Source organism: Rhizobium ruizarguesonis (assembly GCF_017357285.1).
Taxonomy (GTDB): Bacteria; Pseudomonadota; Alphaproteobacteria; order Rhizobiales; family Rhizobiaceae; genus Rhizobium; species Rhizobium ruizarguesonis.
The window spans coordinates 4,613,522-4,626,195 of record NZ_CP071678.1 but is presented as its reverse complement, the minus strand read 5'-3'; the positions used below and the strand labels follow the sequence as shown (position 1 = coordinate 4,626,195).

12 protein-coding genes and 1 tRNA gene are annotated in these 12,674 nt (G+C 61.0%); 5 read left to right on the top strand and 8 right to left on the bottom strand.

The features are described 5' to 3' along the window. Positions 1-14 precede the first annotated feature (14 nt). Both J3P73_RS22645 and J3P73_RS22640 read left to right on the top strand, forming a co-directional pair. Positions 15-1,937 (top strand): glycoside hydrolase family 127 protein, encoded by a 1,923-nt coding sequence (locus tag J3P73_RS22645; RefSeq protein ID WP_130692906.1) that lies wholly within the window; start codon positions 15-17, stop codon positions 1,935-1,937. A gap of 24 nt (positions 1,938-1,961) precedes the next feature. Then, a complete protein-coding gene (locus J3P73_RS22640; RefSeq protein ID WP_174826609.1) occupies positions 1,962-3,035 on the top strand; it encodes an ABC transporter ATP-binding protein in 1,074 nt (357 codons plus the stop codon). A 52-nt stretch (positions 3,036-3,087) separates the two neighbouring features. Here the strand turns inward: J3P73_RS22640 and dxr are convergent, their stop codons facing one another. After that, a complete protein-coding gene (gene dxr / locus J3P73_RS22635; protein ID WP_075225904.1) occupies positions 3,088-4,278 on the bottom strand; it encodes a 1-deoxy-D-xylulose-5-phosphate reductoisomerase in 1,191 nt (396 codons plus the stop codon). Positions 4,279-4,659: 381 nt separating this feature from the next. On the opposite strand from dxr, the gene J3P73_RS22630 reads away from it, so the two are divergent. Continuing rightward, positions 4,660-5,310 (top strand): hypothetical protein, encoded by a 651-nt coding sequence (locus tag J3P73_RS22630; RefSeq protein ID WP_174826540.1) that lies wholly within the window; start codon positions 4,660-4,662, stop codon positions 5,308-5,310. 63 nt (positions 5,311-5,373) lie between these two features. After that, positions 5,374-5,664, top strand: coding sequence for a BON domain-containing protein (locus J3P73_RS22625; protein ID WP_018069280.1), 291 nt, complete (start codon positions 5,374-5,376; stop codon positions 5,662-5,664). Between the two features lie 81 nt (positions 5,665-5,745). Here J3P73_RS22625 and J3P73_RS22620 read toward each other — a convergent pair whose 3' ends face one another. Both J3P73_RS22620 and J3P73_RS22615 read right to left on the bottom strand, forming a co-directional pair. Next, a complete protein-coding gene (locus tag J3P73_RS22620; RefSeq protein ID WP_018069279.1) occupies positions 5,746-5,898 on the bottom strand; it encodes a hypothetical protein in 153 nt (50 codons plus the stop codon). 117 nt (positions 5,899-6,015) lie between these two features. After that, positions 6,016-6,258: a hypothetical protein gene (locus tag J3P73_RS22615; RefSeq protein ID WP_130692904.1), complete on the bottom strand. Its 243-nt coding sequence runs from the start codon at positions 6,256-6,258 to the stop codon at positions 6,016-6,018. A gap of 146 nt (positions 6,259-6,404) precedes the next feature. On the opposite strand from J3P73_RS22615, the gene J3P73_RS22610 reads away from it, so the two are divergent. Then, a complete protein-coding gene (locus tag J3P73_RS22610) occupies positions 6,405-6,923 on the top strand; it encodes a DUF2937 family protein (protein ID WP_130692902.1) in 519 nt (172 codons plus the stop codon). A 253-nt stretch (positions 6,924-7,176) separates the two neighbouring features. Here the strand turns inward: J3P73_RS22610 and eat are convergent, their stop codons facing one another. The 5 genes from eat to J3P73_RS22585 form a co-directional block, all read right to left on the bottom strand. Beyond that, positions 7,177-8,541: an ethanolamine permease gene (eat, locus tag J3P73_RS22605; RefSeq protein WP_027682627.1), complete on the bottom strand. Its 1,365-nt coding sequence runs from the start codon at positions 8,539-8,541 to the stop codon at positions 7,177-7,179. A 29-nt stretch (positions 8,542-8,570) separates the two neighbouring features. Next, on the bottom strand, positions 8,571-9,317 hold the full coding sequence (eutC, locus tag J3P73_RS22600) for an ethanolamine ammonia-lyase subunit EutC (RefSeq protein ID WP_130675843.1): 747 nt from the start codon (positions 9,315-9,317) through the stop codon (positions 8,571-8,573). Then, positions 9,314-10,762, bottom strand: coding sequence for an ethanolamine ammonia-lyase subunit EutB (locus J3P73_RS22595; protein WP_130692900.1), 1,449 nt, complete (start codon positions 10,760-10,762; stop codon positions 9,314-9,316). Before J3P73_RS22595 ends, eutC begins: the two co-directional genes overlap by 4 nt. A 581-nt stretch (positions 10,763-11,343) precedes the next feature. Beyond that, a tRNA-Arg gene (locus tag J3P73_RS22590) sits at positions 11,344-11,420 on the bottom strand. 54 nt (positions 11,421-11,474) lie between these two features. Further along, positions 11,475-12,638, bottom strand: coding sequence for a M20 aminoacylase family protein (locus J3P73_RS22585; RefSeq protein WP_130692851.1), 1,164 nt, complete (start codon positions 12,636-12,638; stop codon positions 11,475-11,477). Positions 12,639-12,674: the final 36 nt, after the last annotated feature.

The window sequence follows — 12,674 nt, the reverse complement described above, 5'->3', positions numbered from 1 at the left end:
AGAAAGTGGAGCCCATGACCAAACCAAGCAACGACCGCCAGTTTCGCCCCGTCGCCGTTCCCGATGTGGAGCTCGGCGGGTTCTGGGGCAAATGGCAGGACGCCGTCTGCAATTCCACTGCCGAGACCCTGCTCGACCGCTGTGTCGAGGCCGGCATGCTCAAGGCGATCGACGTCGATCAGCCGAGCCCCGGGGTCGTCATTCCCATTCAGCCATGGGGCGGCACGACGCAGATGTTCTGGGATTCCGACCTCGGCAAATCGATCGAGACGATCGCCTATTCGCTCTATCGCCGGCCGAACCCGAAGCTCGAAGCGCGCGCCGATGAGATCATCGACATGTACGAGAAGCTGCAGGATGAGGACGGCTATCTGAATGCCTGGTTCCAGCGCGTGGAACCGAACCGCCGTTGGACCAATCTGCGCGACCATCACGAGCTCTATTGCGCCGGCCACCTGATGGAAGCTGCGGTCGCTTATTATCAGGCTACCGGCAAACGCAAGCTGCTCGACATCATGTGCCGCTATGCCGATTACATGATCAAGATTTTCGGCCACGGCAAAGGCCAGATATCAGGCTATTGTGGCCACGAGGAAGTCGAGCTGGCGCTGGTCAAGCTCGCTCGCGTGACCGGCGAGAAGAAATATCTCGAATTGTCGAAATACTTCATCGACGAACGCGGCACCGAACCGCATTTCTTCACCGCCGAGGCAACCCGCGACGGGCGCGATGTCTCCGGGTACCACCAGAAGACCTATGAATATGCGCAGGCGCACCAGCCGGTGCGCGCGCAGACAAAGGTCGTCGGCCACGCGGTGCGCGCCATGTATCTCTATTCCGGCATGGCCGACATCGCCACCGAATACAAGGACGACAGCCTGACGGCAGCGCTGGAAACGCTCTGGGACGATCTGACGACCAAGCAGATGTACATCACTGGCGGTATCGGGCCGGCTGCCTCCAACGAGGGCTTTACCGATTACTTCGACCTGCCGAACGATACCGCCTATGCGGAGACCTGCGCCTCGGTCGGCCTGGTGTTCTGGGCGAGCCGCATGCTCGGCCGCGGTCCGGACCGGCGCTATGCCGACATCATGGAGCAGGCGCTTTACAACGGCGCGCTGCCCGGGCTTTCGACCGACGGCAAGACCTTCTTCTATGACAATCCGCTCGAAAGTGCCGGCAAGCACCACCGGTGGAAGTGGCACCATTGCCCCTGCTGCCCGCCCAACATCGCCCGGCTGGTGACCTCGATCGGCTCCTACATGTACGCCGTTTCGGATAACGAGATCGCCGTGCACCTCTATGGCGAGAGCACCGCAAGGCTGAAGCTGGCCAACGGCGCCGAGGTGGAACTCGAGCAGACCACCAACTATCCGTGGGAAGGGGCGGTCGCCTTTACCACCAAGCTGGAGAAGCCGGCGACATTCGCGTTGTCGCTGCGCATTCCGGATTGGGCTGATGGTGCGACTCTCAGCGTCAATGGAACGATGCTTGATCTCAACGCCACTATGCACGACGGATATGCCAGGATCGATCGCGAGTGGGCCGCGGGTGATCGTGTCGCCCTCTACCTGCCGCTGGCGCTTCGCCCGCAATATGCCAACCCGAAAGTGCGCCAGGATGCCGGGCGCGTCGCACTGATGCGCGGCCCGCTGGTCTATTGCGTCGAAACCACTGACAATGGCGAAGACCTCAACGCCATCGTCCTGCCGCGTGAGCTCTCCACAGCCGAAACCGTCGTGCTGAAGGATCTCAATGATGCCGTCGCTCTCGATCTCAAGGTCGAGCGCGAGGAAACATCGAACTGGGGAACAGCGCTCTACCGCAAGGCGCCGGCCGAAAGGCAGGTCGCCACCGCGCGTTTCGTGCCCTATCATCTCTGGGACAACCGCGCGCCCGGAGAGATGCTCGTCTGGGTCCAGTCGGACAGATAGGTCTTTTTGGGGATGACGAACGGTATGGGTAACAAGAGCGTCGTGCTCCAGGACGTGCGAAAAAGCTATGGCAATCTGCAGGTGGTCCACGGGATCGACCTGACGATCGCGGAGGGCGAATTCGTCGTCTTCGTCGGCCCTTCCGGCTGCGGAAAATCGACGCTTCTTCGCATGATCGCCGGCCTGGAAGACGTGACCGACGGGGAGGTCGAGATCAAGGGGCGTGTTGTCACCGATCTCGATCCATCCGAGCGCGGCATCGCCATGGTCTTCCAGTCCTACGCGCTCTATCCGCATATGAGCGTGCGCGACAACCTGGCCTTCGGCTTGAAGATGGCGCGCACCAATGCCGCGGAGATAGAGACGCGGGTCAAGGCCGCCTCCGCGATCCTGAAGATCGACCATCTTCTCGACCGGCGGCCGGGACAGCTTTCCGGCGGCCAGCGGCAGCGTGTGGCGATCGGCCGGGCGATCGTGCGCAAGCCCGACGTCTTCCTATTCGACGAACCGCTGTCCAATCTCGATGCGGAACTGCGCGTTTCGATGCGCATCGAGATCGCCCGCCTCCACCGCGAACTCGGCAACACGATGATCTATGTCACCCACGACCAGACGGAGGCGATGACGCTCGCCGACAAGATCGTCGTGCTGCGCGACGGCCGCGTCGAACAGGCGGGAACGCCGCGGGAAATCTACGAGAATCCCTCGAATACCTTCGTGGCGGGCTTCATCGGCTCGCCGAGGATGAACCTGCTGAATGCCCGCTGGGGTGAGGGGGGCCTGGTCGAGGTCGCCGGCCGGCAGATCGAAAGCGGCCTGCCGCCGGCGGACAGGCCGGTTGGTGCAGCGGTGACGCTCGGTCTGCGGCCGGAGCATCTGAAGGTGGCATCCGACCTATCGGGCAGCCTGACGGCCAGGGTTGATTTTTCGGAATATCTCGGCGGAACGCAATATCTCTATTGCCAGCTTGCCGATGGCCAGTCACTCACCGTCGAGCATCGGTCACCGATCAGTATTGCGGCGGGCGAGCAGGTGAGCCTGCTGTTTGAACCGTCGGATTGCAGGTTGTTCGACGAGGGCGGGAACCGGTTGCGCTAATCGCGACCGTCAGGAGGCGGGCGAGCACCCGGCGATCGGCCGGGTCTGAACTTCACTCGGCGATCGCCAGTGTCATGAGCTCTGCCGCCCTTTGCCGGGCCTGCCTGTCGGCGGCGAAGACATCGTCCATGGCGGAAGCCGGGGGCAGGCGGGCCAGATCGTCCATGACCCTCTCGGTGACCTCGGCCATGGCGAGGAAGGACAGTCGCCCTTCGATGAAGGCTTCGAGCGCCACTTCCTTGGCGCCGTTCAGCACCGCGCCCTGAACACCGCCGCGCGTCATCGCCAGGCGCGCGAGCCGCAGCGCCGGAAACCGCACTTCATCCGGTGCCTCGAAATCCAGCCTGGCGAGCTTGGCGAAATCCAGCCGCTCGACCGGCAGGTTCGGCCGGCGCGGAAAGGACAGGGCATAACCGATGGCGGTGCGCATATCGGGCGCGCCAAGCTGCGCCAGCACAGACCCATCCGTATAGCCGACCATGGAATGGATGATCGATTGCGGGTGGAAGATGACCTCGATCTGTTCGGGGCTGAGGCCGAAAAGGTGCCGGGCTTCGATCATCTCCAGCGCCTTGTTGAACATCGAGGCGCTGTCGATCGAGATCTTCAAGCCCATCGACCAGTTCGGGTGGGCGCGCGCGGTTTCCACCGTCACATCAGCCATGTCACGCAGCGAGGCGGTGCGGAAGGGGCCACCCGACGCCGTCAGGATGACCCGCTCGACGGCATGGCGTTGGTTCTCTTCCAGCACCTGGAAAATCGCGTTGTGCTCGCTGTCGACCGGAAGCAGCCTGCCGCCGCCTTCGCGGATCGCTGCGATAAAGAGATCACCGGCCGATACCAGGCATTCCTTGTTGGCAAGAGCGATATCGGCGCCGCGGCGCGCAGCGGCAAGGGTCGGCGCCAGGCCCGCAGTGCCGACGATGGCCGCCATCACCCAGTCGACTTCGCGGTCGGCGGCTTCCATCAGGCCGGATTTTCCCGAGGCGACCGCGATGCCGCTGCCAGAAAGTTCGCTCTTCAGTGATTCGTAATGGCGGTCGTTTGCCGTCACCGCCAGCCGCGCGCCGGATAGTTTCGCCTGCCGAGCCAGCAATTCGACATTGCCGCTGCCGGTCAGCACGGAGATTTCGAAGTTCTCCCGTCCGCCCAGGTGATCGACGACATTGAGTGTATTCTGGCCGATCGAACCCGTCGAACCGAAGATGCTGAGGCGCCGCGGCGCGCTTTTGCCGGTCATCATGTAGAATTTCGCGAAAATTTCTCTCGTAGGCTCAGGCTCTACTAGGCTTTGGAGGGGGCGGCAAGTGTGCGGTGCAGCAGATTTCAACCCTTGAGGGGTTTACAGAACGGCGGTTGGATGTGATCCTCCTAACATTGCTTGAGGAATCGCGGTTCCGTTGCGGCTGGTTTCGGTCGCATGGGCAATTTGAGGCGCTAAAGCGTCTATTGAAGAACAGGCACTCGGTGCCGCCGGCTTTCCGAGCCAACCATTAAATCGAGGATGAAACCGGGATGAGCGGCTTGGCCGAGATCCCTCATCGCGTTCGCTGCGAGCGCTTCTGTGTGCTGCTGCTTCGGTTTCGGAGCCGCAGCCCTGTGTCAGGCAAAACGTTCTTACTTCATGACGACATTTAAAATAGCGTGCATTCTTTTCGCCATCCTGCCCTCGCTCACCGCTGCAGCGAGGGCGGATGACTTGGTGATCTGGTCACCGGCCAAGCTTTCGGACCGGTCCTACAAGGCGACGATGGGGTTTCGTTTGCCGGCGGAATGGGAAACGAGCGCCGGCGCCGATATTGCGCTTGCCTCGACCAAAGGCGGGGCGCCGCTGCCCGGCTCGGAACAGGCAATGCTTTGGGGCAGGATCACCAGGACGAGCGTCACTCCGGAAAGCCGGTCACAACAGGGCGCGAGCGTCAGCGTCGATACGCTGCGCGGCAGCGGCGCGCTGACCCTCAGCCGCTCGCGCAGCTGGATCCTGTCCGATTCGCTCGACATGCAATCGAGCCGGTCCATCAGCGTTCAATATGATGCGGTCGATGCCCGGCAGGCTTCTGTGACGGCATCGCAGGCGCTGAAACTGATCCATCCCTGGACGGGAACCTCGCTTTCGGCAGGCACAGGCGTCAGCAATGTCAGCGGCGACTTCTCGAGTACGGTGGCGGTCAGCCAGGCCATCCTGCCGAACCTCAATCTCGATGCGTCGATGAACAATCCGTTTTCGGGGGATGAGGCTGGCAGCGTCAATCTCCGCTATCGCGTTAACTGGTAGCGGCGCTGAAACCAAACTCTGTCGAAGGGCGTTTCCTCTGGAGGTTTCACGGAGGAATGGATCATGGTTTTCAAGGAGCAGACATTTCACGGGCTCGAACCCGAGATGGAAGCGGAAATCGCCAATCGTGCATCGGTCGAGGCAGCCGTCGCCAATGCGCTGGCGATCGCCGGCGGTATCGATGCGTCTGATGTCGAAGTGACGATGGAGAACGACCAGATCGTGCTGAGCGGCACCGTCGGCACGGTCGGCGAGATCGAACGGGCAACCGCGGTTGCCAAAGCCGTCGAGGGCGTGCATGCGGTGCTAAACCGGATCCTGCTTGGCGGATCCTCGCTCGACGGCACGCATTAGCCAGATAGCAGGCTGCTCCGGAGCCAAACCTGCCGGACGAGGACAGTTCCGCGTCGCCGCTATAAGTCGGCACTCAGCCGGTCAACCGGCGAAGCGTTCGACGAGGAAGGACGAGCCGGCCAGACGATCCGTTTTATGTGCGGCGCCCGATCCCTGCGGCTGGTAGGCGATGGCGAGCAGCAGGACACTGACGGCGACATAGGCGATGGCCAAAAGAGTCATCTTGATACGCATGATGAATACTCCTGTTTCGCGATAAACGCGGCTGATATGGCGAAGTTCCTCATTGGCGCGATCAGATGAAAAGCCCGGCTGGGGAGGATCAGCCGGGCTTTTCCTGCAGGGATTGCCTTATCGGCAGATTCGGGTTTCCTTGACGATCGTGTGACCGTGGCGGCGGATTTTTTCCACCTTGGTGAAGCACTCCTCGGAAATGTGACGCGGCCTCATGTGAGGGCGGTAATAGGGCCGGTCTGAATGGCGGTAGTACGGACGCGCGTCATCCGTGGTGATGGTCACACTTGCCGCCTGGGATGGCATTGCGGAAAAGATGGACGCAGCAGTGAGCGTGCAGGCAAGGATAATCTGTTTCATGACGAGCCTCTCTTTCTGAGTTGGTCACGGCATCAACTCGCTGGAAGCACAGTCAGTTCAATCACATAGAGTTACCGATTGTGACGGAGGCAGAAACCTTTACGGCCGCGGATCGTTAGCGCAGGGGATAGCCGGAGGCATCGATCATGGGACTGATTGCAAGGATCATCGCCATTGTGGCCGGGCTTGCGGGCGGCACGATTTTTTCGCAGGCGCCGGAATTTGCGCAGCAATACCGCCAGCGGATCGGTGGGGCGATCGACGAATTGCGCGTCATCGTCGAGGATTTCAACGCCCAGGCCGCCGAGCACCATCTCGATCGCCAACAGGCGCTGAATGCCTATGCGCAATCACCCGACGATTTTCTGCGCGACCGCGGCGTCTCGATGCGCAGCACGATCACGCGTTACGAAACGCTGCTCTCCCAGCAGCTCCACCTCGGCACCGCCGCACCCGTCGCCAAGCCTTTCATCCTGCTGCAGGACGCGGATGAGGGCGTTCTCGCCAATACCTGGCGCGACTTCATGCCCGGCGTGCCCGTCAGTTTTGCCGGTCTCGTCTGGGGCGCGATCGGCTTTGTCGGAGGTTGGGCCGTGGCGGCGCTGCTGGGATTGGGTGCGCGGCGGGTCACGAGGACACGGCGCGTCCATCGTCAGGTGCGATGAACCAATTGGCGGCGAACGCGGCCTGGGGCAATGAAGATCGAACGGTCTTCGAGCTCATTTTCGAGAATGGTTTAAGAACTTTGCCGGCGGGTTGGCCCACCTGAACGGCGAGGCGAAGCGACCGGCCCGGAACGTGATGATATCAGTCAGGCTTGCGCTGAAATGACCCCCGCCAAACTCCGGCGGGGGCGTCGATATTGATCGGAACCAGTTCGTGCAGTCGCCTTTCCGGTGATCGGGCCAGAGAGCCTTGTTACGTGGACGCTGCCGCTTCCTTGGCGATGCCACCTGAAAGCAAACGCCAAATGCCGAATGCCACCACGCCCATCGCGAGGAAGATCACAAAGATCAGGAAGTTGTAGTAGATCATCGCCGCCAGCGCGACGAGGGCGAGCCCGAGGGCAATGGCTGGCACCACGGGATAACCCCAGGCCCTGAAGGGTCGGGCGAGTTCAGGTTCGGCCTGACGCAGCTTAAACAGCGACGCCATCGAGACGATGTACATGATGATCGCGCCGAACACCGACATGGTGACAATATTGGCCGTCAGCGGCAAACCGCCGATCTGGATCAGGCTGTCGGAAAAGATGGCTGCGATGCCGACGGCGCCACCTGCAAGGACTGCGAGATAAGGCGTGCGGAATTTCGGATGGATTTTTGCAAGGACTTCCGGGAGGTAGCCGGCGCGGCCCAGCGCAAAAATCTGCCTGGAATAGCCCATGATGATGCCGTGAAAGGAAGCAATCAGGCCGAACAGGCCGATCCAGACCAGCATGTGCAGCCAACCGGAGGATTCGCCCACCACTGCCTTCATCGCCTGCGGTAGCGGATCGTTGATGTTGGACAGCGTGCGCCAGTCGCCGACGCCACCGGCGAAGATCATGGTGCCGAAGGCAAGGAAGACGAGTGTCAGAATACCCGCAATATAGGCAATGGGAACGGTGCGGGTGGGGTTCTTGGTCTCCTCAGCCGCCATCGCCGCGCCTTCGATCGCCAGGAAAAACCAAATGGCAAATGGAATGGCGGCAAAGATGCCTCCAATGGCACCGACCGAGAATTCAGGGGCGCCAGCCCAGCCATTGGCCGCGAAATTGGCAAAAGAGAAGCCCGGCGCGACGACACCCATAAAGATCAGCAGTTCGGCAATCGCCAGAATGGTGATGAAGAGTTCGAAGGTTGCCGCGATGGTAACTCCGACAATATTGAGCGCCATGAAAATGATATAGGCGCCGACCGCCGCCACTTTCGGATCGAGCCCCGGGAACTGCACATTGAGATAGGCGCCGATGGCCAGCGCGATGGCCGGAGGGGCGAAGACGAATTCAACCAATGTCGCAAAGCCCGCAACGAAGCCGCCGAGCGGGCCGAAAGCCCTCAGCGCATATGCAAAAGGGCCGCCGGCATGGGGAATAGCCGTCGTCAGCTCCGTGAAGGAGAAAATGAAGGTGGTGTACATCACGGCGATCAGGATTGTGGTGATCAAGAACCCGAGTGTGCCGGCAGCCGCCCAGCCATAGCTCCAGCCGAAATATTCGCCGGAGATGACGAGGCCGACGGCAAGTCCCCATAAATGCAGCCCGGTCAGGCTTTTGGCGAGCGTCGGTTGAGAATTTGACATGATTGTTCCCCTTTTTTTTAGATTGAATTTTATGCTTCTTGGTGTGGCAGCGCTTCTATGGCGCCTTCGGCATTTTCCTTGAGATCGACACCAGTCAGCTGCAAGCGAAGCGCCTCCCGGACGATCCAAACGATCTTGTCCGCTGCGACCTCGTAGCTGAGCCCGTCGGCATGAATATTCGAAATGCAGTTGCGCTCACTATCGCGCCGTCCCGATTGCGGTCGGAACGTGATGTAGGCGCCGAGACTGTCAGGTACGCTTAGTCCCGGCCTCTCGCCGATCAGCACGATCGCAACTTCCGCACCAAACGCCGCCGCTGCCTCATCACCAAATGCCACCCGCGCCTGCTCGCCCAATATCACCGGGGCGACGCTGAAGCCGCCGAGACGCTTCATGCATGCCTTAAACAGCGGCACCGCATGGTGCTCGACCGCCGAGGCCGAAAGTCCGTCTGCGATGATGAAGGCGATATCATAGCGATCGCCTGAGCTCGGGAGATCGGCTGCGTTGGTCTTACGGCCGAGATCCGGGCGCGCCAGATAGATCGTACGGTCTTTGGCGCGAGACCGAATCCGGACCGTCGGCACGGGAGCAAGCTGCTTGGCAAGGGCGACAAAATCCACTTGCCCGTGCACGGCATCCCGCGCCCGGGCATGGGCAAGCTGGAAGTCGAGAATTGCCGATGTCGGTAAAGCGTCGCCTGCCCTTCCAAGCCCAATCCGGGCGCGTGTGGCGTTGCGGAACCGCGCAAACGGATCTCGTTCGAAGGGAGTCATGCCGATGCCCTGTAGCTCAAGAGGTTACGAGAAAAGGCGCCCGAGGCGCTGGCAGGCGCAAGACGACCCGCGTGATCAAGCATGCCCATGCGATGGAGCCAGGCTTCGAACTCCGGAGCGGGCGGACGATTGAACTGGTGCCTGAGGCCGACAATATCGTGGTAGGAAAGGCTCTGATAATTGAGCATGACGTCGTCGGCGCCGGGCACTGCGATCAGAAAGCTGACGCCCGCAACAGTCAGCAATACCATCAGATTATCCATATCGTCCTGGTCGGCTTCCGCATGGTTCGTGTAGCAAACGTCGACCCCCATCGGCACACCAAGCAGTTTGCCGCAGAAATGGTCTTCGAGCCCGGCGCGGATAATTTGCTTGGCGTCGAAAAGATATTCGGGGCCAATGAAGCCGACGACTGTATTGACGAGCAACGGATTGAGTTCACGTGCAACGGCATAGGCCCGCGCCTCCACCGTCTGTTCGTCGACACCATGATGGGCGTCGGCCGAGAGAGCGCTGCCCTGGCCGGTCTCCAGATACATGACATTGTTTCCGACCGTGCCGCGCTTCATGGAAAGTGCTGCCTGCTGGCCTTCCCTGAGGACGGCGAGATCGACGCCGAAACCCTTGTTGGCGGCCTCAGAGCCGGCGATTGACTGGAACACCAGGTCGAGCGGCGCTCCAGCCTCGATCGACTTGATTGACGTGGTGACATGGGTCAATACGCAGGATTGGGTCGGGATATCGAACCGTTCGCGCAGCCGGTCGAAAAGAACCATCAATCTTGTGCAGGCCTCGAGATTGTCGGTCGCCGGGTTGATGCCGATCACCGCATCGCCGATCCCATAGAGAAGTCCATCGAGCGTCGAGCCGGCGACGCCTTCAGGATCATCGGTGGGATGATTGGGCTGAAGACGGCTCGACAGTCGGCCGGGCAGACCGATCGTGGAACGAAAGGCAGTGACCACCCTGCATTTGCCGGCGACGGTGATCAGATCATGGTTGCGCATGATCTTGGAGACCGCCGCGACCATTTCGGGGGTGAGGCCTGGTGCAATCGCAAGCAGTTTTTCGGAGGTCGCGTCATAAGAGAGAAGCCAATCGCGAAACTCACCGACCGTCATATGAGATACCGGCGCGAATGCCATCCAATCATGGCGGTCGACGATCAGTCGGCTGACCTCGTCGACCTCGTATGGAATGACGAGATCCTCCAGGAAAGTTTTGAGAGGCATATCCGCGAGCAGGTAGCGGGCGGCCACCCGCCGCTCGTTGCTTGACGCTGCGATCCCGGCCAGCACGTCACCGGATTTCAGCGGCGAAGCGCAAGCCAAGACCGATTTCAGATCCTGAAAGACATGGCGTTCGCGTCCTAGAACGATCGAATATGTTGTCATCTGCTCCTGGCCGTCGATCAGCCTATTCCAAATGTCCGAGAACTCACCCACCTTCCGGTTGTGAGAATTCGTGGGCTTCCGCCGAACATGCTCGGCTATACGCCAAGCAACGCAAGAAGCGTGCCATTCTTTATGGGCTGGGATGCCGAGGCAGCCGTGCCAAGGACTTCGCATGGCTGGACCATGACGGCCTACGCTGCGCGCCCTCGCAGAGATCATTTTCAACTAGGGATAGATAATCAGTCGGAGCGGTTTATCCACTTTGCGACGGCATGCTCCGATATGCGCACATTTGCGTCGAGCGCACACTGATCGCGAAAATATTCGTTGACCGTTCCTGATCTAGTGGTTCTGGCCGACTGCCTTTTTCGGTAGGGCAGTCTGTGCTGAGACGCGATCGTCAATTTTGAGCGAACTGACCGTGGATCGACGCCGATGTTGAAAAACTAGCCAGTTGAACGAATCCAATTGATCGCCCATCTCTTGCCCCAAGAGTTCGGGTCGTGCTGCCTTAGCGCGACGCTCGGCCTCGCTACTAACAGTCAAGTCCGGTTTCTCATGATATCGTTATTGCGTTCCTGCATGTCTGCAGAAACGTACGTTCTGTCGAGGGAGATAAGCATCTGATTGACTGGTGATCCCGGCGCGATTCGAACGCGCGACCCCCAGATTAGGAATCTGGTGCTCTATCCTGCTGAGCTACGGGACCACTTGAGTGCCATGCATACAAAAGGCTTGGCGGGAAGCCAAGCCTTAATTGTTGCTAGAGGCCGAGGCGCTGTTCGGCGAGGCGGGCCCAGTAGGAGATGCCGTGGGCGATGGCTTCGTCGTTGAAGTCGTAGGCCGGATTGTGCAGGCCGGCGCTGTCGCCGTTGCCGATGAAGATGAAGGCGCCGGGGCGGGCGTTCAGCATGTAGGAGAAGTCCTCGCCGCCCATCATCGGATCGATCTCGGCGTTGACGTTCGCCTCGCCGGCGATGGCGCTGGCGGTGGCCACAGCATGCTCGGTTTCATCGGGGTGGTTGACGGTGACGGGATAGTTGCGATGGAAGCTGATGTCGGCCTCGGCGCCGTGGGCAGCGACCAGTCCCTCGACGATCTGCCGGAACCGCGTCTCGGCGAGCGTGCGCACCTCGGGGTCGAGGGTACGAACCGTACCGGCGAAGGTCGCGTCGTTCGGAATGACGTTATGGGCGAAACCGGCATTGAATTTGGTCACCGAGACGACGAGCGAGCGCAGCGGATCGGCGGTGCGCGAGGCGATCATCTGCAGGTTGGCGATGATCTGGGCGCCGATGGCGATCGGGTCGATTGTCCGGTGCGGCTGGGCGGCGTGGCCGCCGCGGCCCTTGATGGTGACGGTGAATTCGTCGGTCGCCGCCATGATCGCGCCCTTGCGGGTGGCGAACTGGCCGACGGGCAGGCCCGGCAGATTGTGCATGCCGTAGACCTCTTCGATAGCGAAGCGCTCCATCATGCCGTCCTTGACCATCAGATTGCCACCGCCGCCGCCTTCTTCGGCGGGTTGGAAGATGACGGCGACATTGCCGTTGAAGTTGCGGGTCTCGGCCAGGTATTTCGCGGCGCCGAGCAGCATGGCGGTGTGGCCGTCATGGCCGCAGGCATGCATCTTGCCCGGTGTCTTCGAAGCCCAGGGCTTGCCGGTGATCTCAGTCAGCGGCAGGGCGTCCATGTCGGCGCGCAGGCCGACCGTGCGGGAGCCTTCGCCCTTGCCCTTGATCAGACCGACGACACCGGTGCGGCCGATACCAGTAACGATCTCGTCGACGCCGAATTCCTTTAGTTTTTCGGCGACGAAGGCGGCCGTATTTTCCACCGCGAAGAGGAGTTCGGGCCGGGCGTGGATGTGGCGGCGCCATTCGGCGACCTCGTCCTGTAGCTCCGCGGCTCTGTTCAAAATCGGCATATCGGCGTTCCTGTTATGAAATCTCGACAATCTTTC